This window comes from Candidatus Omnitrophota bacterium (assembly GCA_026387175.1).
Classification (GTDB): domain Bacteria; phylum Omnitrophota; class Gorgyraeia; order 2-01-FULL-45-10; family 2-01-FULL-45-10; genus CAIMPC01.
On the sequence record JAPLME010000008.1, the window covers coordinates 131,894 to 157,783 of the forward strand.

The 25,890-nt window shown below is 47.6% G+C and carries 29 protein-coding genes; all 29 read left to right on the forward strand.

From position 1 onward, the window contains the following. Positions 1 to 55: 55 nt before the first annotated feature. The 29 genes from NTY76_04940 (at position 56) to NTY76_05080 (ending at position 25,851) form a co-directional block, all read left to right on the forward strand. The gene (locus NTY76_04940; GenBank protein MCX5678437.1) at positions 56 to 292 is read left to right on the forward strand and encodes a glutathione S-transferase N-terminal domain-containing protein; all 237 of its coding nucleotides are present in this window, start codon (positions 56 to 58) and stop codon (positions 290 to 292) included. Continuing rightward, entirely contained in the window at positions 292 to 1,197 is a 906-nt protein-coding gene (locus tag NTY76_04945) for an FAD-dependent oxidoreductase (GenBank protein ID MCX5678438.1), read from the forward strand. The genes NTY76_04940 and NTY76_04945 overlap by 1 nt, the downstream gene beginning before the upstream one ends. Further along, the gene (locus tag NTY76_04950) at positions 1,194 to 1,898 is read left to right on the forward strand and encodes an N-glycosylase/DNA lyase (GenBank protein MCX5678439.1); all 705 of its coding nucleotides are present in this window, start codon (positions 1,194 to 1,196) and stop codon (positions 1,896 to 1,898) included. The genes NTY76_04945 and NTY76_04950 overlap by 4 nt, the downstream gene beginning before the upstream one ends. 7 nt (positions 1,899 to 1,905) lie before the next feature. After that, entirely contained in the window at positions 1,906 to 3,810 is a 1,905-nt protein-coding gene (glgB, locus tag NTY76_04955) for a 1,4-alpha-glucan branching protein GlgB (protein ID MCX5678440.1), read from the forward strand. A 183-nt stretch (positions 3,811 to 3,993) separates the two neighbouring features. Further along, positions 3,994 to 6,189, forward strand: coding sequence for a hypothetical protein (locus NTY76_04960; GenBank protein MCX5678441.1), 2,196 nt, complete (start codon positions 3,994 to 3,996; stop codon positions 6,187 to 6,189). A 172-nt stretch (positions 6,190 to 6,361) separates the two neighbouring features. Beyond that, a complete protein-coding gene (locus NTY76_04965) occupies positions 6,362 to 7,225 on the forward strand; it encodes a DUF1848 domain-containing protein (protein MCX5678442.1) in 864 nt (287 codons plus the stop codon). Between the two features lie 15 nt (positions 7,226 to 7,240). Continuing rightward, a complete protein-coding gene (locus NTY76_04970) occupies positions 7,241 to 7,612 on the forward strand; it encodes a hypothetical protein (GenBank protein ID MCX5678443.1) in 372 nt (123 codons plus the stop codon). Continuing rightward, on the forward strand, positions 7,581 to 8,423 hold the full coding sequence (locus NTY76_04975; protein ID MCX5678444.1) for a hypothetical protein: 843 nt from the start codon (positions 7,581 to 7,583) through the stop codon (positions 8,421 to 8,423). Before NTY76_04970 ends, NTY76_04975 begins: the two co-directional genes overlap by 32 nt. A gap of 88 nt (positions 8,424 to 8,511) precedes the next feature. Next, positions 8,512 to 9,213 (forward strand): retropepsin-like aspartic protease, encoded by a 702-nt coding sequence (locus tag NTY76_04980; protein MCX5678445.1) that lies wholly within the window; start codon positions 8,512 to 8,514, stop codon positions 9,211 to 9,213. 23 nt (positions 9,214 to 9,236) lie between these two features. After that, on the forward strand, positions 9,237 to 9,914 hold the full coding sequence (locus NTY76_04985; protein ID MCX5678446.1) for a SprT family zinc-dependent metalloprotease: 678 nt from the start codon (positions 9,237 to 9,239) through the stop codon (positions 9,912 to 9,914). A 27-nt stretch (positions 9,915 to 9,941) separates the two neighbouring features. Then, the gene (locus NTY76_04990; GenBank protein MCX5678447.1) at positions 9,942 to 10,442 is read left to right on the forward strand and encodes a YajQ family cyclic di-GMP-binding protein; all 501 of its coding nucleotides are present in this window, start codon (positions 9,942 to 9,944) and stop codon (positions 10,440 to 10,442) included. Positions 10,443 to 10,490: 48 nt separating this feature from the next. After that, positions 10,491 to 10,991, forward strand: coding sequence for a peptidylprolyl isomerase (locus tag NTY76_04995; GenBank protein MCX5678448.1), 501 nt, complete (start codon positions 10,491 to 10,493; stop codon positions 10,989 to 10,991). A 25-nt stretch (positions 10,992 to 11,016) separates the two neighbouring features. Next, on the forward strand, positions 11,017 to 11,586 hold the full coding sequence (locus NTY76_05000; protein MCX5678449.1) for a hypothetical protein: 570 nt from the start codon (positions 11,017 to 11,019) through the stop codon (positions 11,584 to 11,586). Between the two features lie 95 nt (positions 11,587 to 11,681). Next, on the forward strand, positions 11,682 to 12,896 hold the full coding sequence (locus tag NTY76_05005) for a phosphoglycerate kinase (GenBank protein MCX5678450.1): 1,215 nt from the start codon (positions 11,682 to 11,684) through the stop codon (positions 12,894 to 12,896). Further along, a complete protein-coding gene (gene tpiA / locus NTY76_05010) occupies positions 12,896 to 13,651 on the forward strand; it encodes a triose-phosphate isomerase (GenBank protein ID MCX5678451.1) in 756 nt (251 codons plus the stop codon). Before NTY76_05005 ends, tpiA begins: the two co-directional genes overlap by 1 nt. Positions 13,652 to 13,675: 24 nt before the next feature. After that, positions 13,676 to 14,014 (forward strand): preprotein translocase subunit SecG, encoded by a 339-nt coding sequence (secG, locus tag NTY76_05015; protein ID MCX5678452.1) that lies wholly within the window; start codon positions 13,676 to 13,678, stop codon positions 14,012 to 14,014. Positions 14,015 to 14,027: 13 nt separating this feature from the next. Then, a complete protein-coding gene (locus NTY76_05020; GenBank protein MCX5678453.1) occupies positions 14,028 to 15,626 on the forward strand; it encodes a peptide-binding protein in 1,599 nt (532 codons plus the stop codon). Then, a complete protein-coding gene (locus NTY76_05025) occupies positions 15,626 to 16,612 on the forward strand; it encodes an ABC transporter permease (GenBank protein ID MCX5678454.1) in 987 nt (328 codons plus the stop codon). The genes NTY76_05020 and NTY76_05025 overlap by 1 nt, the downstream gene beginning before the upstream one ends. 3 nt (positions 16,613 to 16,615) lie before the next feature. Then, positions 16,616 to 17,443: an ABC transporter permease gene (locus tag NTY76_05030; protein ID MCX5678455.1), complete on the forward strand. Its 828-nt coding sequence runs from the start codon at positions 16,616 to 16,618 to the stop codon at positions 17,441 to 17,443. Beyond that, positions 17,440 to 18,234, forward strand: a complete 795-nt coding sequence (locus NTY76_05035; GenBank protein MCX5678456.1) for an ABC transporter ATP-binding protein — start codon at positions 17,440 to 17,442, stop codon at positions 18,232 to 18,234. The genes NTY76_05030 and NTY76_05035 overlap by 4 nt, the downstream gene beginning before the upstream one ends. Then, on the forward strand, positions 18,231 to 19,007 hold the full coding sequence (locus NTY76_05040; protein ID MCX5678457.1) for an ATP-binding cassette domain-containing protein: 777 nt from the start codon (positions 18,231 to 18,233) through the stop codon (positions 19,005 to 19,007). Before NTY76_05035 ends, NTY76_05040 begins: the two co-directional genes overlap by 4 nt. Before the next feature lie 312 nt (positions 19,008 to 19,319). Continuing rightward, on the forward strand, positions 19,320 to 20,000 hold the full coding sequence (locus NTY76_05045; protein ID MCX5678458.1) for an endonuclease III: 681 nt from the start codon (positions 19,320 to 19,322) through the stop codon (positions 19,998 to 20,000). Beyond that, a complete protein-coding gene (locus NTY76_05050) occupies positions 19,997 to 20,446 on the forward strand; it encodes an N-acetyltransferase (protein MCX5678459.1) in 450 nt (149 codons plus the stop codon). The genes NTY76_05045 and NTY76_05050 overlap by 4 nt, the downstream gene beginning before the upstream one ends. A gap of 6 nt (positions 20,447 to 20,452) precedes the next feature. After that, positions 20,453 to 21,727: a 3-isopropylmalate dehydratase large subunit gene (gene leuC, locus NTY76_05055; GenBank protein MCX5678460.1), complete on the forward strand. Its 1,275-nt coding sequence runs from the start codon at positions 20,453 to 20,455 to the stop codon at positions 21,725 to 21,727. Then, a complete protein-coding gene (gene leuD / locus NTY76_05060; GenBank protein ID MCX5678461.1) occupies positions 21,728 to 22,219 on the forward strand; it encodes a 3-isopropylmalate dehydratase small subunit in 492 nt (163 codons plus the stop codon). Next, positions 22,216 to 23,277 carry a 3-isopropylmalate dehydrogenase gene (locus NTY76_05065; GenBank protein MCX5678462.1) on the forward strand — a complete coding sequence of 354 codons (1,062 nt, stop codon included), beginning with the start codon at positions 22,216 to 22,218 and terminating at the stop codon, positions 23,275 to 23,277. Before leuD ends, NTY76_05065 begins: the two co-directional genes overlap by 4 nt. A 9-nt stretch (positions 23,278 to 23,286) precedes the next feature. Continuing rightward, the gene (locus NTY76_05070) at positions 23,287 to 24,291 is read left to right on the forward strand and encodes an aspartate-semialdehyde dehydrogenase (protein MCX5678463.1); all 1,005 of its coding nucleotides are present in this window, start codon (positions 23,287 to 23,289) and stop codon (positions 24,289 to 24,291) included. A gap of 209 nt (positions 24,292 to 24,500) precedes the next feature. Further along, positions 24,501 to 25,238, forward strand: a complete 738-nt coding sequence (gene truA / locus NTY76_05075) for a tRNA pseudouridine(38-40) synthase TruA (GenBank protein ID MCX5678464.1) — start codon at positions 24,501 to 24,503, stop codon at positions 25,236 to 25,238. A gap of 1 nt (position 25,239) precedes the next feature. Beyond that, positions 25,240 to 25,851, forward strand: a complete 612-nt coding sequence (locus NTY76_05080) for an HAD family phosphatase (GenBank protein ID MCX5678465.1) — start codon at positions 25,240 to 25,242, stop codon at positions 25,849 to 25,851. Positions 25,852 to 25,890: the final 39 nt, after the last annotated feature.

Consider the following 25,890-nt stretch of genomic DNA (forward strand, 5'->3'; position numbering starts at 1 on the left):
ATCGGGGATATCGGCACTTAGCCTACGATAAGGCTGAATAAACTAGGAGGGGACTATGGCAAAAAAAGTGACAGTTTACTCGACGCCTACATGTCCGTTCTGCATAAGAGCGAAGCAGTACCTGAAAGATAATAATATCCAGTTTACCGAATATGATGTCGGCTCGGATCCGGCTAAGGCGCAGGAGATGATAGATAAGTCGGCCCAGATGGGAGTTCCGGTGATCGAGATCGATGGTAAGATCGTTATCGGGTTCGACAAAGAAAAGATAAATGAGGCATTAAGTCTATAATGGTCTACGACCTTATCGTGATAGGCGCGGGTCCTGCGGGCATAACCGCCGCTGTATATGCCGCGCGCAAAAAGCTGAATTTTCTGGTAGTAACCGGGGATATAGGCGGCCAGACCGCCTGGTCGGGCGACATAGAAAATTATACAGGTTATCAGTTTATCACGGGCCCGGAACTTGCCGCTAAGTTTGAAGAGCATATGCGCACATATGGCATATCGGTCAGGGAAGGCGAGGAAGTACGCGAGATCGCCAGGCGCGAGGACTCTATTTATGTCAGGACCGATAAGGCCGAGTATTTTGCTAAAACAGCTATAATAGCTTCCGGCAAGGCTTCAAAAGAGCTCGGTGTTCCGGGGGAGAAAGAATTTAAGAACAGAGGGCTGACATATTGCGCTACCTGCGACGGCCCGCTATTTTCAGGTAAGCAGGTGGCGATAATAGGCGGAGGCAATTCGGCGCTGGACGCCGGCATGCAGCTTATCAAGATAGCTAAAAAGGTCTATATGATCAATAATACCCCTCAACTTGGCGGAGATGCCGTGATGCGCGAGAAGATCGAGGCGAGTCCTGTAGTTCAAATCCTGAATGGCGCCGAGGTCCTTGCGATCGTCGGAGGCAAGATGGTGTCGGGCATAAGGGTGAAGAAGGATCTTAAGGAAGAACTGATACCGGTAGAGGGTGTATTCGTCGAGATAGGGCTCACCCCGAACTCAAAATTCGTTAAAGGCGTAGATAAGAACGAACGCGGCGAGATAAAGATAAATTCCAGAAATGAGACGAATGTCGCCGGCGTCTTTGCCGCGGGCGACGTTACGGATGTTCCCGAAAAACAGATCGTCATAGCGGCCGGCGAAGGATCGAAGGCCGCGCTCTCCGCATTCAAATATATAAGCCGCAATAGATGAAAAACTTTTTACCGTTTCCCGTACCAAGGCCCCGCTCGCAGGAAGATATCTCCCCCAAAGAGCTCATCGCGCATTATAATAAGATCAAACCCGAGATAAAACGGCGCATAGCGGAGTTCCGCAGTATAATAAAAAGCGGCAGCGAGCAGGATATTTTCGCGGAACTATGTTTCTGCATACTTACCGCGAACGCTAATGCCGTCAAATGCCATGAGGCCATAAAAGAATTATCCGGCTGCGATCTTTTAGCAGGCGCTCCGGCTTGCAGGATAAGGCCGAAGCTTAAAGGGCGCGCCAGATTCCACAATAAAAAAGCCGATTATATCGTCGGCGTCAGGAAGACCTTTATAGACCCCGGGGGTCTAGGCGGTCTGTGTATTAAAGCCAAGCTGGATAAGAAAGATATAATAGGTACCCGCGACTGGCTTGTAAACAGTATAAAAGGTTACGGATATAAAGAGGCCAGCCATTTTCTTCGCAATATAGGCCTCGGCTCGGACATAGCTATTCTCGACCGGCACGTATTGAAGAACCTGAAGAGATACAGCGTTATAGATAAGATACCTGCTTCAATGGGCCCGCGAAAAGTCTACATCGAAATAGAAGAGAAGATGCGCTCTTTTTCAAGGGACATCGGAATACCGATGGATGAACTAGATCTTCTATTCTGGTCGATGCAGACCGGATTTATATTTAAATAGGAGCGTTATGCACGGCGTTACATTGTTTACCGAATACGATATCCATCTATTCAGGGAAGGTAGCCACTTCCGTCTTCATGAAAAACTTGGATCACATATAATGACCGTGAATAAGGTCACAGGCGTATATTTTGCCGTATGGGCGCCTAATGCGGAATACGTATCGGTAGTCGGAGAATTTAACGGGTGGGACACGCAGTCCCATGCGATGGAAGTCAGGTGGGATGGTTCCGGGATCTGGGAGGCTTTCATCCCCGGTATAGGAAATGGGACCCTTTATAAATATTATATACGATCGAAATTCAATAATTATACCGTTGAGAAAGGGGACCCATTCGCGCTTCGCTGGGAAACTCCGCCGAAGACCGCCTCGATGGTGTGGGATACTACATATGAATGGGGCGATCGTTCCTGGTTAGATGAACGCCCAAAGCGTAACGCGCTATCTTCGCCTATATCCGTCTATGAGGTACACCTGGGGTCATGGAGGAGGGTTCCCGAAGAGGGCAACCGTTCCCTGGCGTATAGAGAGATTGCTCCTCTTCTCGCTGACTATATCAAAGAGATGGGATTCACTCATGTAGAGTTCATGCCCGTCATGGAACATCCATTTTACGGTTCTTGGGGATATCAGATAACCGGATTTTTCGCGCCGACTTCCCGTTACGGTACGCCGCAGGATTTCATGTACCTTGTAGATTACCTTCACCAAGAGGGGATAGGGGTGATCCTGGACTGGGTGCCTTCGCATTTTCCCGATGACCAGCACGGATTGATATATTTCGACGGCACGCATCTTTACGAACACGCGGACCCGCGTAAGGCCCTCCAACCCGAATGGAAGAGTTTCATATTTAACTATGGCCGCAACGAAGTCCGCAACTTCCTGGTCTCAAGCGCGATCTTCTGGTGCGACCGGTATCATGCCGACGGCATTCGCATCGACGCCGTCGCGTCTATGCTCTATCTGGACTATGCCCGGAAAGAGGGCGAATGGATACCTAACCAGTTCGGCGGCCGGGAGAATCTCGAGGCGGTGAGCTTTCTTAAGCATCTGAACGAAAGCGTCTATAAGGAATTTCCTTCCGTGCAGATCATTGCGGAAGAATCCACTGCCTGGCCGATGGTCACCCGTCCCATATATGACGGAGGCCTGGGGTTCGGCATGAAGTGGAACATGGGATGGATGCACGATATGCTCGAATATATTTCAAAAGATCCCATATTCCGAAAATACCACCATGGCTTGCTCACGTTCAGTCTCTTGTATGCCTTTACGGAGAATTTCATGCTGCCGTTATCTCACGATGAAGTGACGCACGGCAAAGGGTCCCTTCTGAATAAAATACCGGGAGACTTATGGCAGAAATGCGCGGGGCTTCGCCAGCTGCTCGGATACATGTGGACGCATCCGGGAAAGAAGCTTCTCTTCATGGGATGCGAATTCGGCTCTACGGGAGAATGGAACCATGATCAGAGCCTGGACTGGCACATGTTGAGCGATCCCGGGCATCCGGGTATTCAGCGCTGGATGCGCGATTTGAACCATTTTTATAAGAACGAACCGGCTCTGTATGAGATAGATTTTTCATATGAAGGGTTCGAATGGGTCGATATAAAAGATTACGAAGAAAGCGTTATCTCTTTCCTCAGGAAAAGCCGCTCCAACCCGGCCGATACGCTCCTCATAGTCTGTAATTTTACGCCTGTGCCGCGTTATAATTATCGTGTCGGTGTGCCCGCAGAAGGTTTCTGGAGAGAGGAGCTGAACAGCGATGCTCTGGAATATGGCGGAAGCGGCCAGGGCAATCTCGGCGGAGTCCTGTCCGAGTCCGTATCCTCCCACGGAAGGAGCCATTCCTTATCATTGATTCTCCCACCGCTTGGAATATTGATATTTAAAAGAGCATAATTTCTTGAACCAGCTTCAAGAAGGTAGATGGGCGTATATGAAGCTGGTTCAAAAGCCCCAAAAATTAGGCAATAAAAAAGTTAAATATTGTCTCTTGATTTTTCTGAAAGTCATGATATGCTTGATATGTCACTCTTTATTAACCTAAAAATGGAAATTCAAGTAACAAAAAGGAGGTGTGCCATGAACTTCTTAAAAAATTTAAAGATATACAGAGTAATAGCATCCATCCTTACAGTCGTGTTTTTTCTCTCCACTATCAACATAGATTTTGGCTATGGTTTACAAGCACCGCTTGGGACAACCGTCCCTGCTATGCAGCTAGACTATCAGGTACACTATAACATTGAACTCCTACGTGGAATCATAGATTTGCTCGAACGTAACCAATTTGGCGAAGCAACAACCATTCAGGAGATACGAAGTAGAGAAGTATTAATAGTCAAAAAACTGACGGGGTTAGAATTTGAAGTTACTGATGACGAAGTGATTGTCAAAGCTGCGGGAGGCAATATAATACTTAGATATTATAATCCAATCCAAGCACAGGCTTATCTTAACGACACTGTTAACGCATCACACTTGGGGCTTGATGCGAGATTGAATAATAACTTGGCACGGCAAGTTTTATATTCCAAAAGTCTTAACCAGCGCCTCTTGAATGAAGCAAAAGCCTTGCCGCCGGCAATAGAGCAAGAGAGCATAACACCGCCTGCTATAAACGCAGAAGAAAAGACCCCTGTTAATGAGGTAACTCCGAAGAGTGAGGAGATAGGTAACGCATCGCTGGAAATGCTTATTAGGTTATGCGGTATAAGTTTTGCGACGGCATTATATGGAATGGGGTATACTATTACAGGCCCTGTTGTGGGGGTGATAATTGTTGGTGGACTTGCCCTGCATAAAAAAATATCGTTTAATGAAATAGCTGCTTTGTTGGCGTTAGTATATACTTTATTTTTGCCCAGTGGGGTAACCAACGCGTCTTTAAATAAAATTGCAACACAGAGACATGTTCCTATGGTTTATAGTGTGGACAATGGGGGCACCCACTCTATAAAGACTGTCGACTCAGCGGGTAGGATAGATTCGGCTTTACCCCAAGTTCCAGAGGGGTGGAAAGCCACATCAAACCCTTACTATGCATACCGCGTAACGTCATCGACCCAAGGATATTGGACTACACATACTATTGAAGTTATGAACCTTAGTACCCAAGAGACGAAGGTTATAGATCATGCCTATTCCCCAGAGGATAGTTTTGAGGGGACACCAGACATATCTCCTGGAGATGATCCATATATTGTTTATGGGAGGTGGGATCACGTATCCAGTGGTAATAATCATCGCCATACACTCATTGTAAACATTGCCGATACCACCAAACAGTTTTGGCTTGATATTTATTTCCGATCCGTGAAATTTATACCAAACACAAATTTTGCTGTTATTACTGATATAAAAGGCACCAAATACAAGGTAGACGTTACCACAGGCAAGATACTTCCAATTTTGCCACCTGCTGTCATACAGTTGTTGCTTTCAAAAGGAGAGCCGCTGCCTGAATATGATAATTCGAGAAAATACGCAAGCTTGCCGGTTGGTAAAAAACTTTCTATTGATGATGTTCTTGCGCTATCCATGGCCACGACGCTTATTCCAAAAGGAACATCAGCAATAAATATTGGCGGTACAATTAGCGCTTACTTAACTGAAAACATAGCGCTTCTAAAAGACATGGCCAAGGATGATAATCCCATATTGATAAGGTTGCCCTTGGAGGTTTTAATCAAATCGGATGCTGAGTTGGTTTCAGCTTGGTTGAATAAGCTAAATAGCACACCCAATGTATATATTGAATTATATTCGGTTGAAAGCCCTGACATTATTGCCAGTGAAGAATACTATTCGCGCCATGGCTTGTCAGGCGTATACAATAAAAGATTCCCCATTGACAGGACAAAACAAAATACCCTTACATTGTATGCTGTATCTGCCGATATAAAGAAAAGCGATCTTGCAACGGCGTTGCAGATCAGCACAAGCCTGAAGAGTTCAGTAGTAGTGCCTATAGGAATGCAGGACGATGCTACAGGCTTGGTAAGGGGTACGTTATTTGGCTTCAGGCTAATATATATAGCAAGGCATAAAGATGACGTTGACTTTATAAAGAGTACCGTGTCCAATTATAGGGATTTGATCGCTTCCTATGGCATAAACCCGCCCGATTTAAAAGCGGACAATATCCTGGAGTTGTTTGGGGCGAACATAGTGAAGATTGTCGCAGTATTGATGTCGATCATAAGGTCATTACCTATAAGGCCTGTACCTACGGAACAGATACGCGCGGTGAGAGACCATATATTGCAATCGGCATAAAATTTATAACTTGCCGTAGGATCATTGACGATAGAGCTAAAAACCTGCTATTTTATTTAACCCGGAATTTGTAATAGGATTTCGGCGAAACGCTTCTAAATCTTTATCAATACCGCGTTATACTCGCAAAATCCGGGTTGAACGGCTCGTTATGCGATGATATAATTATCTGGTGGCCAAGCAGATTATAAGCGTCAGCAGGCGGACCGACATACCGGCATTCTATGCAGATTGGTTCATGGAGAGGGTGCGGGCGGGCTACTGCATGGTCCCGAACCCGTTTAACCGAAATCAGGTCTCCCGCGTAAGTCTTAAACCTTCCGATGTTACGGCTTTTGTTTTTTGGACGCGCAACCCGAAACCGCTTATGAAATACCTTCCGGAACTTGATCGGATGGGGTTTCATTACTATGTTCAATATACGATTATCGGTTATGCCCGCGAAATCGATCATTATTCGCCTCCCGTAGAAGAGAGTGTGCAAACACTGAGAGACCTGAGCTCAATGATCGGCAGGGAGAGGGTAATTTGGCGATACGACCCGATTCTCCTATCGGACATTACCCCATACGCATGGCATGAAAAGCGGTTGTCGTATTTAATCGGCAGCCTCAAAAACTATACAAATCGGCTCGTCATCAGCTTTGTTGACCCATACCGGAAGAATCGCATTCGCCTTGCCCCGGATGCCTTTGAGACGGAGTCGTATCGCGGCCTTGCGGAATTTATCGGTAAAGAAGCCTCCGGTTCAAATCTAGAGGTCCGAACATGCGCCGAAGCGACGGACCTTTTACAGTACGGCATTCACAAAGGTAAATGCATCGACGATGAATTGATAGGCGCCATTACCGGTGGTGCATTGAAATTAAAGAAAGACCCATCCCAGCGTAAGTTGTGCGGCTGCGTTGTCTCGAAAGATATAGGGGTCAATAATACGTGTCTATTCGGGTGCGAATATTGCTATGCGACATCGAATATCGGCGCAGCCGAAATAAATTATAAAAAACATGACCCTGCGTCGCCATCGCTTATTTAAAAGGAGGGATTATATATGAAGATAACAAAGATAGGTGTGATATTGATCTTATTGGCAGGAGCGCTGCCGGTTATCATCATGCCGCAGCGGCTCCGCGCTGACGACGCGGCTAAGGTTCGGACCGCCGGTTTTAAAAGAGAAGACGACGCAGTGAAGATCGCAATCAGGGCGGATAAGGCCAAGATAGACGATGAAAGGAACGCGATACTGGAGGACGGTAGGCAAATACACGAAGCAAAGAAGGCCGGCGATAAAGAAAAGGTGGAGCTGTTAAATCAGGATATTAAAAAACGCAAGGCCGTTATACGAACGCTTAAAGACGATATCAATCAGAAGGAAGGCGGCGGTATAGATTATGGAAGCGGCGTCAGGCGAAGAGCTCATTAACATTATGAGCGATTTAGTGAAATGCCAAAAATGCGGAAAAGAGACTAACAAATATTCGCCGGTTTGCGAGCATTGTCTTCAGCCTATAAAGCGGAATGATACGAAATCACCGCAGGCATCCGAAATCAAGGGACCGTTAAAAGAAGGAGAGCCCGCCGGCATAGAGGGGCAGGGGAGGGCTCTGTTTGAAAAGCTGGGCAAATATTCTGACAGTTCAATGAAGAGATGCCCTTTCTGCGCGGAATATATACAGGCCGAAGCAATTAAATGCCGATATTGCGGAGAGTATATTAAAGGCCCTGTTAAGGCTGCGGGAGGACATAAGAAGCTTCTCCCGCCATTATTGGCTGCCATAGGAATATTTATTGCCGTGGTATTAATATATTCCGCTACCACTTATATTTCAAAGGGAGGCTTTGTTTCTAATATAAAGATCAATGAATTAAGCGATGAATTAAAGAGCGACCCCGTTAAGGCAGATTATGTTAAAAAGTTTATCATGCTTACAGATGTCGGATCGCTTGACGAGGCCGATCCGAATTCTATCGCTATAAAGAAGTATATTTATGGGAGCGTTAAAAATACCGGAACGAGGCTCATTGTTAAATTAAGGGTCACCGTCTATTATTTGGATAAAAACAGCAAATGCATAGCCGAGGGTTCGATATGGCCCATTTTAGGGAATAAGGCTAAGCACGATTCGTTAAAGCCGAACGCCTCCAAAGATTTCAAGCTTGAAGTTACGAATATCAGTCCTGAATGGTCCCGCAGGATTAAAGCGAAGGTCTCCGACATTGAATTTCTGGAATAGGGGAACATGTAAATTATGCCTCGCTACGGCATTGATCTTTGCTGGAGGGGCTTATCGTTTATCTTCTGCGTCCGAAGAAGACGCTGATATGATATATCTGAATACAGGCGGAAGCATAAGCGGTATTATAACCAGGGAAAGCGCGACAGGAGTTGAGGCGGAGATCGGCGCCGGCACCATTGTGATAAACCGCGCCGACATAAAAAGCATGCATCATGCTTCAGCCGAAGCGCTAGCCGACTTACGCGATAAGTGGGCCGAGGAACGCTCAAGGCTTAAGTTACAGGAGAAGAGCTCCGAGGAAGACCGCGGCAGGCGGCTAAAGGCATATGAGAATTGGGTGAATGAAGAGGCAAAGAGTAAAACCGGAAAAGCGAGAGAAGAGGGCGAAGTCAAAGTGGTCCGTGACCCGGATTCGCAGGCTATCCTTGTCAGCGCGATTTTAGACGGCGAAGTGAAGGCGCTGCTTGAGCTCGATACCGGAGCGTCTCTGGTTATCTTATCGAAACATATTGGCGATAAGCTGGGAGTGGACATGTCTTCCGAGACGAAGAGGAATATCGTGGGATTGCGTTTGGTCGGAGGGCAGATAGTTAAAGCCAGGACGGTCATATTAAAAAGCATAGCCATTGAAGGAGTGGAGGAGAGAGATGTGCTCGCGGCGGTGATGCTTGAAGACGCCGGGCCCGCTGATTTGAAAGACGGATTGCTCGGAAGGTCGTTTCTGGGACGGTTTAATATCAGGCTTGATATGCAGAAGATGAGCATGTCGCTGCAAAAATTAAAATAGGAAATCATCCGGAAAATATATTAATGGCAAAGATCACAGATAGCCGGATAGTCCGGTCAAGGCGCAGGACGCTCGCGTTAGTTATTACGCCTGACGCGCGCCTTGAGATACGGGCGCCGCTACGCATGCCGGCAGAATTTATCAAAGCTTTTATAGATAAGAAGAGTCTGTGGATCAGCCGAAAGCTTGCCGAAGTCTCTGCCCGGCCAAAACCGCCTGTCATAGAATTTACGGACGGTGAAGAATTTCTGTATCTTGGGAGCGCTTACCGGCTATCCATTGTCGATGATGCCGATCTTCCTTTCTCATTTGAGCGGGGATTTCGTCTTGCCAGACCGCATCAGGCGTTTGCGAAAGAGCTCTTTGTTCAGTGGTACAGGCAGGAAGCCCTTATCACGATAAAAGAGAGGCTGGCCCTGCGCTCCTCTTCAAGCGGGATCAGATACAATAGTTTTAGTATTACAAGCGCCCGCAGCAGATGGGGGTCCTGCTCCGGCAATGGGGACTTGCGATTCAGCTGGCGCTTAATGATGGCTCCGCTTCACGTGGTCGATTACGTTATCGCGCATGAGCTCGCGCATATAAACAGGAAGGACCATTCGAAAGAGTTCTGGAAGAGAGTTGCGGACTTATTCCCGGGATACGGTGAAAGCGCGAAATGGCTTAAAGGTAATGGACATTTGCTTACAGGGATATTATAATATCGGTAAAAATAAGGATAAGGAAAAATGGCAAAAGAGAACTACTCATTCGATATAGTATCTGAGGCGGACCTTCAGGAGGTGGATAACGCCGTTAACCAGGCAAAGAAAGAGATGGCGCAAAGGTTCGATTTCAAAGGAAGCAAATCTTCCATAGAGTATAACCGCGCCGAGAAGAAGATAACGTTAGTGGGCGACGACGATCTCAAGTTAAATTCTGTAAGAGATATGCTGGCCAATAAACTCGCCAAAAGAGCGGTTTCGATAAAGTTTCTCACTTTCAAGGATCCGGAGCATGTTTTTGGAGGTTGTCTTCAGCAGGTGGCCGATCTGGCATCCGGGATACCCCAGGATAAGGCCAAAGAGCTCGTCAAAGTAATAAAGGGATTAGGTCTTAAGGTGCAGGCCCAGATCGAGGGTGAAAAGGTGAGGGTCTCTTCGCCGAAAAAAGACGACCTTCAGATGGTGATCTCGCATTTACGGAAGATAGATTTTCCTATCGCTATCACTTTCTGCAATTACAGGTAATCGGGACTACCGATTCTGTGGCATTATGGTATTTGGAGAAAAGGGGGAATGATGAAGAGTTTGTGCGCGGCATTGATGTTGACGCTAGCTCTAGCTTTTTTTGCTTTGCAAGCATCCGCGGTGGAGATGGCCATACAGAACGGCAGTAAAGTTGCTTTTGACTATGTGCTTACGGTCGATGGCAAAGTCGTGGATAGCTCACAGGCCAAAGGGCCGCTCGAATATACTCAAGGCGAGGCCAAGCTGATACCGGGGCTTACGAAACAATTGGAAGGCATGAAGGCCGGGGACGAGAAGACCTTTTCGGTAAAGCCTGAAGATGCCTACGGTAATCCGGATCCTGCCGGGATCAAAGAGATACCGCTTTCATCGGTGCCGAAAGATGTAAAGCCCGAAGTCGGGATGATGCTTAAGATGCAGGACCAGAGCGGCCAATCGTTTCCCGCGAAAATCATAAAGATAACCGAAAGCTCTGTCGTGATAGACCTTAACCATCCTTTAGCGGGCAAGACATTGACATTTAAAGTAAGGATAGTTTCAGTAAAATAACCGGCAGGCTTAATGGGGGTGTTACATGGTGAAAAGAGTAATGTTCACTGCATATGTGCTTTGCTTTATGTGCCTTGGGCAGGCCTATGCCAAAGGCATTACGATCGGCCATCTGTTTGAGGGGAAGTCCCCGGTCAAGGTACATGTCAGCGCGGTCACGAATGAATCGGGCCAAAGCCAGATATCGGCGGAAGTCTTCAAAAAGGCCCTCGAAGACAGCCTCAACAATAGAAAGGCTATGGATTTTGACACTGTGAGCGATCCCGCCGCAAGCGATATTCAGATAACAGCTGTCATTAAAAAGTATCAGTATCTGAATAGGGGACCCCTTAACCCAAATCCGGGAATAGCTACGATGCTTGCGGATGCGGCGGCTACAGCTACTTTAAATTACGTAGAGATGGATGTGTCATATACCATAACCGATGCTAAGAATAATAAAGTATTATGGGTGGATGACGTAAAAGAGTATATCAAAAAAACAATGACGCCCGAAGAGAGCATCCCTCTTATATATGACAAGGTCACCAGGACATTCTTATCACAATGTTTCGGAGAAGCGCATAAAGAGCCGGTAGTTAAGGATGCGATGTAATAGGTTAGACATTTGCCTATAATCCTATTGACATTATTATAGGCCGCTATTATAATTATGCTTTCTTAGGTAAAATAACAAAAAGAAGGATTGAAATGGACAAGAAGACTATCAAGGATGTTGATTTAAACGGCAAAAGAGTGCTTATGAGGGTGGATTTCAATGTTCCGCTCGATGAAGATCTTAATATAACCGATGATATAAGGATCAGGGCAGCTCTTCCTACAATAAAATACGCTATAGATAAAGGGGCCAAAGTTGTGCTGATGAGCCACCTTGGAAGGCCGGATGGGAAGGTGGTCGAGAAACTTAGGCTCGCGCCTGTGGCGAAGAGGCTGGAGAAGCTACTAGGTAAGAGTATCATTACGACTAAGGATTGTATCGGAGACGATGTAAAGAGGGCCCTTGCAGGCATGAAGAAGGGCGATGTAGCGTTATTAGAGAACTTGAGGTTCCATGCGGAAGAAGAAGCTAACGATCCCGGTTTTGCCAAGGAGCTCGCTTCGCTTGGCGATATATTCGTAAATGACGCGTTCGGCACGGCGCACAGGGCTCATGCTTCTACGGAAGGCGTTACTCACTATCTTCCTTCTGTTGCCGGATTCCTGCTCGAGAAAGAGATCCAGTATCTGGGTAATGCCGTCGATAATCCAAAGAGGCCGTTTGTAGCGATCCTGGGTGGGGCCAAGGTTAAGGACAAGATAAAGGTTATAGATAATCTATTGAATAAAGTCGATGCGCTCATTATAGGCGGCGGCATGGCATATACATTTCTTAAGGCCCAGGGTAAGGCCATCGGCAATTCCAAGCTCGATAAAGACGGTTTCGACACAGCCAGAGCCGCGCTGGATAAAGCCAAAAAAAAGAAGATTCCGATACTGCTGCCCATCGACCATATTGTAGCGGATAAGTTCGATGCCAATGCCCAGACACAGCTTGTCGGCGAGAACATACCGGACGGCTGGATGGGACTCGACATAGGCCCCGGTACGATAAAACTCTTTGAAGGTACGCTTAAGAACGCAAAGACCATAGTCTGGAACGGCCCGCTCGGAGTGTTTGAGATGGACAAGTTCGCCAAAGGCACGGAAGATATAGCGAAGTTTATCGCCGGCCTTAAAGGCGTCATCTCGATAATAGGCGGCGGCGATACGGCAGCTGCGATGGCGAAGTTCAAGGTCGAAGATAAAATGTCGCATATATCGACCGGCGGCGGTGCATCGCTGGAATATCTGGAAGGTAAGGGCCTGCCTGGAATAGATGCCCTCAATGATAAGAAATCGAGCTGCTGCTGTTGCGGGGACAAATAATGAGACGCGTCATAATAGCCGGCAACTGGAAGATGTATAAGACGATCAATGAGTCGATCGAACTTGTTAATTTACTGAAGAGATCGGTGGTCGATATAAATGATGTAGAGATAGTTGTCTGCCCGCCGTTCACTTCTTTGAGCGATGTGCATGAAGTGATCATGGATACCAATATTAAACTCGGCGCGCAGGATTGCTATTGGGAGAAGGAAGGCGCTTTTACAGGCGAGGTCTCCTGCTCCATATTAAAGAGCGCGGGATGCGAATATGTTATTATTGGCCACTCCGAAAGACGCCAATTTTTCGGCGAGACCAATGAGACTGTGAATAAGAAAGCAAAGGCGAGCCTGAAAGAGGGATTGAGGCCCATTATCTGCGTCGGCGAAAAGCTTTCCGACAGGAATTCCGGCAAGACATTCGATGTCGTGAAGGATCATGTGATGAATTCGCTCTCCGGGCTCACGAAAGAGGATATGTTGAAGGTCGTCATCGCTTATGAGCCGGTATGGGCCATAGGTACGGGCGTCAACGCGACAAAAGAGCAGGCAGAGGAAGTCCACAGATATATAAGAGGACTCTTGAAGGAGATGTATGATGCCCAGACCGCCAATTCCGTCCGTATTCAGTACGGCGGAAGCGTGAAGCCCGAAAACATAAGAGAACTTATCGCGGAAGAGGATGTGGACGGGGCCCTTGTGGGCGGGGCCAGTCTTAAAGCGGATTCGTTCGCTCAGATAATCAAGGGTTGTTTGTAAACCATTAAAAGGACGGGACTATAAATGATACTGTACGGATTGGTTATAGCTATACATGTGATCGCTTCCCTCGTGTTGATAGCCGTAATCCTGCTTCAGGCAGGCCGCGGCGGAGGTTTAAGCGAGTCTTTCGGCGCGAGCTCGACGCAGAGCATCCTTGGTACCAAGACATCGGTATTCTTGAAACGCGCAACGGCGGCATCCGCGATAATATATATAATCACCTGCCTCAGCCTGGCGGTAATGACGAGCCATAGAGGCAGGTCGCTTGTTGCCAGAAGCCTTGTTACGACGCCGGCTGGCGCTCACGGCCAGGCGCCTGCGGGTCAGGCCCCATTTGCCAATGAACCCGTAGATTATTAAGAGAAAGGTTTTGATGAAGACCAAGATACCGCTAATATTTTTAGCGGTATCTTTTTTGTTTGTAAGCGCAATAATCCCCGCCGAAAATTCAGACACCCCGTATGGCGACGCTATCGTCGTAAGCTCTATCGCAGACGCCCGTACACTTATTCCCATACTTTCCTCAGACTCATCTTCAAGCGACATATGCGGAATGGTCTTCAATGGCCTCGTGAAATATGATAAGAATATAAATATAATAGGGGACCTTGCCGAAAGCTGGGATATCCTGGATGATGGGCTCGTAATAGTATTCCACCTCAGGAAGGGAGTGGCCTGGCATGACGGGGCTCCATTCACCGCGAAGGACGTCGAATTCACATACAGAAAACTAATGGATCCGGCTGTCAAGACGCCTTATAGCGGAGACTTTGACAGGATCCGGAAGCTGGAGATACTGGACGACTATACCGTCAAAGTCACTTACAAAGAGCCGTTCGCGCCGGGGCTCTCCAGCTGGGGCATGTGGATCATGCCGGAACATATTTTAAAGAACGAAGACCTGAATAATACCGCGTTCAGCCGCCATCCTATAGGCACGGGGCCTTATAAATTTAAAACATGGAAGACAGGAGAGAAGATAGAGCTTGTCTCGAATCACGGCTATTTTGAGGGCCGCCCATATATAGACAGGTATATTTACAGAGTTATTCCCGACGATGCCACGGTATTTTTAGAACTTCAGACACAGGGTGTAGACCTGTCGACGCTATCGCCGTTGCAGTATACGAGACAGACGAATAATGGTTACTTTAAAGAACATTATACGAAATTCAAATATCCCGGTTTCGGCTTTACGTATATGGCCTATAATCTCTCTGATCCGAAGTTCGGCGATCCGCGGGTCAGACAAGCGATGAATTACGCGGTCAACAAACAGGAGATCGTGAATACAATATTTTTCGGATTAGCCAGTGTAACGACAGGGCCGTATATGATGGATTCCTGGGCATACAATAAGGATGTGATGCCGGCGCCGTATGACCTGCTCAAGGCGAAGTCGCTCCTGGCTGAAGCTGGATGGGAGGATGGTAACCGGGACGGCTGGGTAGAGAAGGACGGCAAAGATTTCGAGTTTACGCTTATCGTGAATCAGGGAAACGCCGAGAGACTGAGAACCGCGGAGATGATCCAGAAATATTTGAAGGACGTCGGCATAAGGATGAAGATAAGGGTCCTTGAATGGAGCGCTCTAATAAACGAGTTCATAAATAAAAAGAGATTCGAAGCGGTGCTGATGGGCTGGTTTTTATCGCGGGATCCGGATAATTATGACATATGGCATTCTTCGAAGACCCGCGAAGGCGAGTTCAATTTTATCGGATATAAAAATCCCGAGGTAGACAGGCTTCTTGAGGAAGGTAGGCGCACTTTCGATCAGGCCAGGCGCCAGGCAGCGTATCATGGGATTCATCAGATACTGTACGAGGAGCAGCCATATATGTTTTTATATTCCGGAGAAACCTTGCCTATAATAAATAAGCGCTTTAAGAACGTCGAAGTATCGCCGATAGGGATCGGGTATAATTTTATAAAGTGGTACGTTCCAAAGTCGGAGCAAAAGTACAAATGATGCTGACTTACATAAGTCGACGATTGCTGGGATTGCTTCCGGTCTTTCTGGGGATAACGCTCATTTCGTTCTTCGTTATACATTTGGCCCCCGGTAAGCCTACTGATATACAGACGAGCCTGAATCCGAAGGTTTCGTACGAGGCAAGGGTTAGGCTCGAGAAGCTCTATGGCCTCGACAAGCCTGTATATATCCAATATCTTAACTGGCTTAAAAGATTTACGACATTCGACTTCGGCAGGTCTTACGTAGACGACAGACCCGTCTCTGAAAAGATCGCCGAACGCATACCGATAACCATCCTTATCAACGTTCTTGCGCTCGTAATGATATTGGCTGTGGGCATACCGCTAGGTGTCCTCTCGGCGGTGAAGCGCGGCTCGTTCTGGGACAGATTCACTACCATCTTTGTATTTATAGGGTTTTCGACGCCTGAGTTCTGGCTGGCGCTTTTATTGATGAGCCTCTTTGGAATCAGCCTGGGTTGGCTGCCGGTCTCCGGAATAAAATCGCTCGACTTCGAATATTTCGGATTCTTCGGTAAGGTCTTCGATGTCGCGAGACACCTTGTATTGCCGGTCTCGATCTCCGCCTTCGGCGGTCTTGCCGGCATCTCCCGTTATATGAGGACCTCTATGATAGGTGTAATACATCAGGACTTTATACGGACCGCGCGGGCCAAAGGGCTTAGCGAAGGGGCCGTTATCTATAAGCACGCGTTAAAGAACGCCATGCTTCCCGTCATCACGCTTCTCGGCCTTTCCGTACCGGGCTTGATCGGAGGAAGTGTCATATTCGAATCGATATTCGCGATCCCGGGGATGGGCAGGCTCTTCTATGAATCGGTCATGTCGCGCGATTATCCGACTATAATGGGAGTGCTTTCGATAGGCGCTATCCTCACGCTTTTAGGGAATCTTCTTGCGGATATCGCGTACTCTTACGCTGATCCAAGGATAAGCCTTGCGGGTAAGGAGGAATTGTAGCGTATGATAAAGGAATTTGCCAAAAATAAAATGGCAGTCGCGGGGCTCGTCTTTATAATAGCGATCCTCGCCTTTGCGGCATTCGCGCCGTTCATCGCGCCGTATGACCCCGCCCATATCGATATGAAGAATATACTGGCCGCTCCCTCGGGCGCGCATATCTTCGGAACCGATACGCTGGGACGCGACATATTTTCGCGCATCGTTTACGGGTCAAGGATATCTCTCTCGATAGGCTTCATCGCTGTCGGTATCGCCATAATGATCGGAATAATCTTTGGGGCGATTGCCGGATATTACGGCGGGCGCGTGGATTCTATCATGATGAGATTCGTAGACATAATGCTCTGTTTCCCGACGTTCTTCCTGATACTCGCGGTTATAGCGGTACTGGAGCCTTCGATATTTAATATAATGGTCGTGATAGGAGCGACCGGCTGGATGAGCGTCGCCAGGCTGGCCAGGGCGGAAGTCCTATCGCTGAAAGAGCGTGACTATGTCATATGTGCGCGTGTGATGGGCGCAGGCGATATATGGATAATAGCCAGGCATCTCATACCTAATGCCATAGCGCCGGTGCTAGTGAGCGCGACTCTCGGTATAGGAGGGGCCATCCTGGTAGAATCGGCCCTCAGCTTTTTAGGGATAGGAGTACAGCCGCCTACGCCGAGCTGGGGTAATATACTGATGGACGGCAAGTCCACGCTGGGTGTTGCCTGGTGGCTTACCATATTTCCGGGCATATTTATAACGCTTACAGTTCTTGCGTATAATCTGTTAGGGGAGGCCTTAAGAGATATGCTGGAGCCGAGGCTTAAGGAGCGCGCGTGAAAAGCGAAAATGTGCTGGAAGTAAAAGGCCTCGAGACATATTTTCACACGCCCTCAGGAGAGGTGAAGGCGGTGGACGATATCAGTTTCGATCTGCGTAAAGGCGAGGTCTTCGGCCTTGTCGGAGAATCCGGATCGGGCAAGACACTGACAGCGCTATCAATATTGAGGCTCATAGCGCCTCCGGGGGAGATCGTCTCCGGCAATATAATATTTAATGGAACGGATATTATGCGTATGGGTGATGATACCTTGCTAAAGATAAGGGGCTCGAAGATCTCGATCGTTTTCCAGGAACCCGCGAGCGCATTTAATCCGGTCTTCACTGTAGGATATCAAATCGCGGAATCCGTAATGGTCCATCAGAGATTGGGTAAACCGGAAGCCGCCTACGCCGCGTTAAAATTTTTAAGAAGAGTGCATATTACAGACCCGGAGAGAGTCTATCATAGTTATCCGCACCAGCTTTCGGGCGGGACAAAACAACGCGCGATGATCGCCATGGCATTGGTGAATTCTCCAGAGCTCCTTATCCTGGACGAGCCGACGACCGCGCTCGACGTCACCATACAGGCTCAAATTTTAGATCTGCTCAAGGAGCTTATAGATCGGAATAAGATGTCGGTCCTGTTTATAAGCCATGATTTCGGAGTCATCGCGAAGATGTGCGACCGTGTCGGTGTCATGTATAAGGGAAAGATGGTTGAGACATCCGGCATAGAGGCGATATTAAATTCTCCCAAAGATCCTTACACTATCTCGTTAATAGAATCGGTGAAGGCGTTATCATGATAATCGCGGAATGTAAGAATATAAAGAAGAGTTTTCCGATAAAACGCGGTTATCTGCAGGATGAGATTGGCAGGGTGACGGCTGTAGATGGCGTATCGCTCGATATCGGGAAAGGATGTTCTTTCGGCATCGTCGGCGAATCGGGCTCGGGCAAGACTACGCTCGGCAAGATCATGCTGGGTGTTTTAAAACCTGATTCAGGCGAAGTGAGGGTCTATACCGATAAACTTCAGGTGATATTTCAGGATCCGTACAATAGTCTCGATCCTAAGATGAAGGTATTCGATATACTTGCGGAAGGACTGATCTTAAAAAAAGAGACTGATCAAATATCAAAGAGGGTAGAGGATATCATGGACATCATAAAGTTGCCAAAGCCCGCCCTCCATAGATATCCCCACCAGTTTTCCGGCGGTGAACGTCAGAGGATAGCTATAGGAAGAGCTCTCATTACAGAGCCTGAATTCATAGTATGCGATGAGCCTGTATCGAGCCTTGACGTTACGATCCAGCTGCAGATATTAAGGCTGCTTAAAGACGTTCAGAAACGATTTAATATAACCTACCTATTCATAAGCCATGACCTGCGGGTCGTGCGCTTCATCTGCGACCGCGTTGCCGTCATGAAAGACGGCAAGATTGTAGAAGAGGGAAGCGCCTCCGACATATATTCCCGCCCGGCGCACCCATACACTAAGCTGCTCCTCTCATCCGTTCTCCACATCTACCCCCGAAAAATCTCCTGGGGAAACGTGGGCGAAAATATCGTATAGGTGATGCCCCAGACGAGATCCTTCAGGCAGCGGAACTTCTGCGGGAAGCCTGGAGCGACTTTCGTAAAATCTTGATACTTCTAGGCGATATACCAGGACAATGAAACTGCACAATAGCTTTACGCATATGCAGGTTCATTGGCCATCAAGATTTTACAACAGCGAATTTACATGCCTAATGTAAATTCGCGACAAGCGGAAGGCTTACCGCAGAAGTTTCGCTGCTGTAGGAGAAGCGAAGGGACAGGGCCCGAGGGATGTTTTCGCTCTTGATTAGCGGGGGAGTCTGCATTATAATTAGGGCCATAATTTATGAATACCGCCAAGAAGATAATTACAATATCTAAACTGTTAAAGAAGGCCTATGGGAATCCGAGGCCATTCAAGGCCCTGGATCCTGTCGATGAGCTGATAAAGACGGTCCTTTCGCAGAATACGAATGACCGGAATTCGCTTGGCGCGTTTGCGGTTTTGAAGGAACATTTCAGTTCCTGGGGCGCATTGATGAAGGCCGATACGCGGCACGTCGCTCGGCTCATAAAGCATGCCGGACTTGCAAATATCAAGGCCGCTCGCATAAAAGAGATCCTGGCCGAGATAAAACGCCGCGAGGGAAAAATAAGCCTGGCGTTTTTGGAAAGGGCAGATCTCAAAGTTGGTATTGAATACCTTAAATCGCTTAAAGGCGTTGGCCCGAAAACGGCGGCATGTGTGCTGCTATTCAGTTTTCGTAGGCCCGTGATGCCGGTAGATACGCATATATTCAGGGTGACAAAGAGGCTGGGTTTAATCGGCTCGAAGACCGGTATAGAGGAAGCTCACGATATCCTTACAGGGATGACGCCTAAGCACTTGATATATGAATTGCATTTAGGTATAATAGAACACGGTCGCAGGACCTGTAAGGCGCAAAATCCGCGATGCGGGTTTTGCGTTTTGTATAATCTGTGCAAATTCAAGGATAAGCGTTTATATAAAGAGGGCCATAAGTGATAAGAAAAGCCACGGTAGAGGATGTCAAGAAGATACAGAAGCTCATCAATTATCATGCCAGGCATGATAAGATGCTTCCGCGTTCGCTTAATGAATTATACGAGAGCATAAGAAATTTCTTCGTATATACCGAAGGAAAGAACATCTGCGGGGTCTGCGCCCTCAACGTTGACTGGGAGGATCTTGCGGAGATAAAGAGCCTGGCGGTGGCGCCGTCCAAGGCGAGAAAAGGCGTCGGTTCCAAGCTTATGCAGGAGTGCCTTAAGGACGCTAAGAAATTGAAGATAACGAAAGTTTTTGCGCTTACCTACGTGCCGGAATTCTTCGAGAAATTCGGCTTTGAGGTGATAGATAAGAAGGATCTTCCGCATAAGATATGGAGCGAGTGCATAAAGTGCATGTACTTCCCTAACTGTAAAGAGATAGCAATGATGAAGGAGATATAGAGCAAAATGGGTCACACGATAACGGAAAAGATCCTCTTAAAACATACCAAATTGAAGGATATCCACCCAGGGGAATTTATCGACGCGAAAGTCGATCTCTGTCTGGGTAACGATATAACCGCGCCTTTTGCGATAGAGGAGTTTGAGAGCTTAGGCGCGAAGAAGGTTTTCGATAAGAAGAAGGTTGTGCTCGTCCCCGATCATTTTGCGCCCGCTAAAGATATGGCGAGCGCGAACCAGTGCAAGAGGCTGGCTACTTTTTCCAAGAAGTACGATATAAAGCACTATTTCGAGGTGGGATCGATGGGCGTTGAACACGCGCTTCTGCCTGAGGTCGGACTGGTGTTGCCCGGAGATCTCGTGATAGGCGCGGATTCACATACTTGCACCTACGGCGCGCTCGGCGCGTTCTCGACCGGAGTCGGCTCGACGGATCTTGCGGCTGCCATGGCGACGGGCGAGGTATGGCTGAAAGTGCCGGAGTCGATGAAGTTCGTATTTTATGGAAAGCTCAATAAATGGGTGGGCGGCAAGGACCTGATCCTGCATACTATAGGGAACATAGGCGTTGACGGCGCGCGTTATTGCGCGATGGAGTTTTGCGGAGAGGTGATCGATAAACTGCCTATGGAGGACCGTCTGACTATGTGTAATATGGCGATCGAGGCCGGCGGAAAGAATGGGATAATCGCTCCGGACAAGATAACGTCCGGCTATATAAGATCGATAAAGAATAAGGCTAAGCCGGGTATCGGTAAAGTTTACTCAAGCGATAAAGACGCAAAATATCGCGATGTCAGGGAATATGATTGCAGCTTGATCGAACCGCTCGTCGCATGTCCGAGCCTTCCCAGCAATGTGAAGCCGGTCAGGGCACTGAAAGATGTGGCGATAGATCAGGTAGTGATAGGCTCATGCACTAACGGCAGGATATCGGACCTGAGGATCGCGGCAAAGATCCTGAAAGGAAAAAAGGCGAAATCTAATATAAGGCTTATAGTGATCCCGGCCACCCAGAAGATATATCTGGACGCGATGAAGGAAGGGCTTGCTAAGATATTCATTGACGCAGGAGGCGTATTCTCGACCCCGACATGCGGGCCATGCCTCGGAGGTCATATGGGCATATTGGCGGCGGGAGAGCGCGCCATATCCACCACGAACCGTAATTTTGTCGGAAGGATGGGTGATCCGACGAGTGAGGTATATCTGTCCAATCCGGCTGTGGCAGCCGCAAGCGCGGTAAAAGGCAGGATAGCCCACCCTGAAGAGGTGATATAAATGTCTAAAGGCAGAGCGTATAAATTCGGCGATGATATTAACACAGATGAGATAATACCGGCGCGTTATCTCAATACTACCAATAAAGAAGATCTCGCGAAACACTGCATGGAGGATGCCGATAAGAATTTTGCGAAGAAGGTAAGGCCGGGTGACGTGATCGTTGCGGGGAAGAACTTCGGATGCGGTTCCTCGAGAGAGCATGCTCCGGTTGCTATAAAAGCGGCGGGTGTATCTTGCGTGATAGCGGAAAGTTTCGCCAGGATATTTTTCCGTAACTGTATCAATGTCGGTCTGTCGATAGTGGAATCCCGGGAAGCCTCGAAAAATATAAGAGACGGCGATCTCCTGAGCGTGGATACGGCATCAGGGGTGGTGAAGAATATAACGAAAAAAGAGAGTTACAAAATAGAGAAGTATCCGTCGTTTATGCAAAAGATAATAAAAGCCGGAGGCCTTATCAATTCATTAAGAAAGAAAGGATCAAAATGAGTGGAAAGGAATATAGGATAGCGGTGATACCGGGGGATGGCACTGGCCCGGAGGTTGTGGCGGAAGGGATGAAGGTCCTGAAAGCGGCTTCCAAGAAATTCGGATTCTCATATAAGGATGAGCTCTTCGATTACGGCGGAGAGAGATATCTGAAGACGGGGAAGACCATAGACGATAAAGAGCTGGATAACCTGAAGAAATTCGACGCGATATTTTTGGGCGCCATCGGGCACCCTAATGTGAAGCCCGGCATACTCGAGCAGGGGATACTCCTAAAGACCAGGTTCTCTCTTGATCAATATATCAACTTGAGGCCTGTCAAGCTTTACGATTCCCGTTTCTGTCCCCTTAAAGATAAGAAGCCTGAGGATATAGACTTTGTAGTTGTGAGAGAGAATTCCGAAGGCCTTTACAAGGGCATGGGCGAATTCCAAAATAAGGGCAAGAAGGATGAAGTCGCCATACAGATCTCGTATAATACGAGAAAAGGCGTCGAGAGGTGCCTGAGATACGCGTTCGAGTTTACCAGGAAACGCAACAGGCGCAAAAAATTGACTCTCTGCGGAAAGACCAATGTCCTGACGTATGCATGGGACCTCTGGCAGAGGACGTTCGATGAGATCAAGAAAGAGTACCCGGACATAATGACAGATTACGCCCATGTTGACGCCACCACGATGTGGTTCGTCAAAAATCCCGAATGGTTCGACGTCATCGTCACCGACAATATATTCGGCGACATCATAACGGATCTGGGGGCCATGATACAGGGCGGTATGGGCATAGCCGCCGGAGGCAATATAAATCCTGAAAGCGTATCGATGTTCGAGCCTATAGGCGGGTCCGCTCCGAAGTATACTGGAAAACATGTCATTAATCCACTTGCGGCCATCTGCGCGGCCGGGATGCTTCTGGATAATATCGGTGAAACGAAGGCCGCGAAGTCGATCGAGAGTTCGGTCATGAAGATAGTCTCGACAAAGATGAAATCGCTTGCGGCAGGCAAGATGGGTTATTCGACCGAAGAAGTCGGAGACCTGGTAGTTGAAAATTTATAAGAGGCTGGTATGAGCAAAAAATACAATGTAGCCGTAATGGGCGCTACAGGCGCAGTCGGCACATGTTTTTTAAATATACTTGCGGAGAGAAAATTTCCGATAAATAATTTAAGGTTGCTTGCGTCGGAACGTTCGGCGGGGAAGAAGCTTAAATTCAACGGCAAGCTATATCCTGTAGAAAAGCTCACCCATGATTCGTTTAAAGGCATAGATATCGTCCTGGCGAGCGCGGGCGCCTCACGAAGCCTTGAGTTTTTGCCCAGCGCTGTAAAGGCGGGAGCGGTGTGTGTCGATAACTCCAGCGCCTTCCGGATGGATAAGGACGTGCCGCTCGTGGTCCCCGAAGTGAACCCTGAGATGATAAAGAGACATAAGGGCATAATCGCTAACCCGAACTGTTCGACCATCCAGATGGTCGTTGCCCTCTGGCCGATACACAAGGCCGTCGGCATAAAGAGGATCGTTGTCACCACATTCCAGTCGGTCTCAGGCGCGGGCCAAAAAAAGATCAATGAATTATTTGAGCAGTCTAAGGCCTTTCTTGCAAAGAAAAAAGTGAAGCCGGTAGAGTTTGCTCATCAGATAGCGTTCAACCTGATACCGCAGATTGACGTCTTCCTCGATAACAAATATACCAAGGAAGAGATGAAGATGGTAGGCGAAACCCGCAAGATCATGGGCGACCAGTCTATCAATATCAACGCGACCTGCATCAGAGTACCCGTCCTATTCGCTCATTCCGAGAGCGTCAATATCGAAACCGAAAAGCATATCAGTGCTCTTGAGGTGGCAAGGCTTATGGCCGGCGCGCCGGGTGTCAGGCTTATAGACAATCCGGCGAAACAGTTGTATCCGATGCCTATAGATGCTGAAGGACAGGATGACACTCTGGTAGGACGCATACGCCAGGACGAGTCGATAAAGAACGGTATCTCCATGTGGATCGTTGCCGATAACATTCGTAAAGGCGCCGCCCTTAACGCTATCCAGATTGCTGAATATCTAATAAAATAAGATGGATTTTTTGGCTTCGTCAGATGGCAGAACTTTTTGGCACCTTACTGGAGCGACTTTCTAAAATTTCGATACCTATAGGCGGTACAGGCTTCACCATCGAAATTTTAGCAACAGCGAGCGAGGAAGCCTATTCCGAGCGAGCGGCAAGCGGAAGCAGGTGCCAAAAGTGAATGCCATCACGTTGCAGCCAAAAAATCAAACGAGATATGCGTAACATAAAGCTCACTATCCGCTACGACGGGACGAACTATTCCGGATGGCAGTTCCAGAAGAACTCCACATCTATCCAGGAGACCATCCAGGATGCGGTCAGGAAGATCACGGGCCGCAAGTCCAGCGTCGTCGCATCCGGCAGGACCGACGCCGGCGTGCATGCATTGGCCCAGATAGCGAACTTCAAGACCGCCTCGAAGATCCCTCTCAAAAATCTGCGTATGGCGTTAAATACAGCCCTGCCGGACGACATAGTAGTATCCCGGGCCAAAGAGGTTGCTCTCGACTTCGATTCGCAAAAGAACGCCAAATCAAAGTTGTATCGTTATGTGATCTATAACAAAGATTTCATGGACCCGTTCTTAAGACGTTACGCCGCGAAGTCTTTTTTCAAAATCGATACCGCTCTAATGAGAGAGGGTGCGAAATATCTGGTCGGCCGGCATGACTTTACGTCGTTCAAAACGAAGGACGATGATGAGGGGGCCAACGCGGTCAGGACGATAAAGTATATTAGAATTAAAAGAGACGGCGATGTGATATATATCAATATCGAGGCCGACGGATTTTTGTATAACATGGTCCGGAACATCGTCGGCACATTGATCGAGGTCGGTCGCGGTAAATTTAAGACCGAATATGTTAAAGAGATACTGAAAAAGAAGGATAAGCGCTCATGCGGCCCGACAGCGCCGGCAAAGGGCCTCTCGTTGGTAAAGGTAAGGTATTGATATGAAGAATAGATACGAATATATGGTCTTTGACCTTGGCAATACATTGATCCGATTCGATCATAATATATCGGCGGGAAAGATCGCGAAACTCTTTAATGTCGACGCAAAGAAGGTATATGACACATTCTTTGATTCCGATATTACGCGGCCTTTCGAATGCGGGAAATTATCTCCAGCGGAATTTCATGTTCAAGCTTCGCGGCTTCTGGGTTTCGATATTTCTTATGATGGTTTTGTAAAAATATGGAATAATATATTCTGGCAGGATGACCAGATGTGCGCGCTGGCAAGGGAGCTCAAGAGTAAGTATAAATTGATCTTACTTTCCAACATCAGCAAACTTCATTTCGAGCACATTAGAAGTAAATTTGATATCATCGATATATTTGATGAGCTTGTCTTATCGTATCAGGTCGGGGCTATAAAACCCGAGCGGAAGATATATGATGAGGTGGTAAAGCGCGCAGGCGGCAACAGGTCGGAGATCTTCTATATAGATGACAGGGAAGACCTGATAGAATCCGCGCTTCGACTCGGGATCGATTCGGTAAGATTCGAAAATATCGATAAATTACGAGATATAATGAAAGAAAAAGGCATACTGCCTTGACTTTTATGCAATCCCATGATACACTTCTTTACAAGTTTA

What these genes read in the sequence shown, in the direction of transcription:
- NTY76_05030 (MCX5678455.1), top strand. Translation starts at nt 16,616, where the DNA reads ATGATAAAGGAATTTGCCAAAAATAAAATGGCAGTCGCGGGGCTCGTC.
- NTY76_04975 (MCX5678444.1), top strand. Translation starts at nt 7,581, where the DNA reads ATGGAAGCGGCGTCAGGCGAAGAGCTCATTAACATTATGAGCGATTTA.
- NTY76_05080 (MCX5678465.1), top strand. Translation starts at nt 25,240, where the DNA reads ATGAAGAATAGATACGAATATATGGTCTTTGACCTTGGCAATACATTG.
- NTY76_05020 (MCX5678453.1), top strand. Translation starts at nt 14,028, where the DNA reads ATGAAGACCAAGATACCGCTAATATTTTTAGCGGTATCTTTTTTGTTT.
- NTY76_04945 (MCX5678438.1), top strand. Translation starts at nt 292, where the DNA reads ATGGTCTACGACCTTATCGTGATAGGCGCGGGTCCTGCGGGCATAACC.
- glgB (MCX5678440.1), top strand. Translation starts at nt 1,906, where the DNA reads ATGCACGGCGTTACATTGTTTACCGAATACGATATCCATCTATTCAGG.
- NTY76_05040 (MCX5678457.1), top strand. Translation starts at nt 18,231, where the DNA reads ATGATAATCGCGGAATGTAAGAATATAAAGAAGAGTTTTCCGATAAAA.
- NTY76_05070 (MCX5678463.1), top strand. Translation starts at nt 23,287, where the DNA reads ATGAGCAAAAAATACAATGTAGCCGTAATGGGCGCTACAGGCGCAGTC.
- tpiA (MCX5678451.1), top strand. Translation starts at nt 12,896, where the DNA reads ATGAGACGCGTCATAATAGCCGGCAACTGGAAGATGTATAAGACGATC.
- NTY76_04960 (MCX5678441.1), top strand. Translation starts at nt 3,994, where the DNA reads ATGAACTTCTTAAAAAATTTAAAGATATACAGAGTAATAGCATCCATC.
- NTY76_04970 (MCX5678443.1), top strand. Translation starts at nt 7,241, where the DNA reads ATGAAGATAACAAAGATAGGTGTGATATTGATCTTATTGGCAGGAGCG.
- NTY76_04985 (MCX5678446.1), top strand. Translation starts at nt 9,237, where the DNA reads ATGGCAAAGATCACAGATAGCCGGATAGTCCGGTCAAGGCGCAGGACG.
- leuC (MCX5678460.1), top strand. Translation starts at nt 20,453, where the DNA reads ATGGGTCACACGATAACGGAAAAGATCCTCTTAAAACATACCAAATTG.
- NTY76_04980 (MCX5678445.1), top strand. Translation starts at nt 8,512, where the DNA reads ATGATATATCTGAATACAGGCGGAAGCATAAGCGGTATTATAACCAGG.
- NTY76_04950 (MCX5678439.1), top strand. Translation starts at nt 1,194, where the DNA reads ATGAAAAACTTTTTACCGTTTCCCGTACCAAGGCCCCGCTCGCAGGAA.
- NTY76_05065 (MCX5678462.1), top strand. Translation starts at nt 22,216, where the DNA reads ATGAGTGGAAAGGAATATAGGATAGCGGTGATACCGGGGGATGGCACT.
- secG (MCX5678452.1), top strand. Translation starts at nt 13,676, where the DNA reads ATGATACTGTACGGATTGGTTATAGCTATACATGTGATCGCTTCCCTC.
- leuD (MCX5678461.1), top strand. Translation starts at nt 21,728, where the DNA reads ATGTCTAAAGGCAGAGCGTATAAATTCGGCGATGATATTAACACAGAT.
- NTY76_05045 (MCX5678458.1), top strand. Translation starts at nt 19,320, where the DNA reads ATGAATACCGCCAAGAAGATAATTACAATATCTAAACTGTTAAAGAAG.
- NTY76_04990 (MCX5678447.1), top strand. Translation starts at nt 9,942, where the DNA reads ATGGCAAAAGAGAACTACTCATTCGATATAGTATCTGAGGCGGACCTT.
- NTY76_05005 (MCX5678450.1), top strand. Translation starts at nt 11,682, where the DNA reads ATGGACAAGAAGACTATCAAGGATGTTGATTTAAACGGCAAAAGAGTG.
- NTY76_04995 (MCX5678448.1), top strand. Translation starts at nt 10,491, where the DNA reads ATGATGAAGAGTTTGTGCGCGGCATTGATGTTGACGCTAGCTCTAGCT.
- NTY76_05025 (MCX5678454.1), top strand. Translation starts at nt 15,626, where the DNA reads ATGCTGACTTACATAAGTCGACGATTGCTGGGATTGCTTCCGGTCTTT.
- truA (MCX5678464.1), top strand. Translation starts at nt 24,501, where the DNA reads ATGCGTAACATAAAGCTCACTATCCGCTACGACGGGACGAACTATTCC.
- NTY76_04940 (MCX5678437.1), top strand. Translation starts at nt 56, where the DNA reads ATGGCAAAAAAAGTGACAGTTTACTCGACGCCTACATGTCCGTTCTGC.
- NTY76_05000 (MCX5678449.1), top strand. Translation starts at nt 11,017, where the DNA reads ATGGTGAAAAGAGTAATGTTCACTGCATATGTGCTTTGCTTTATGTGC.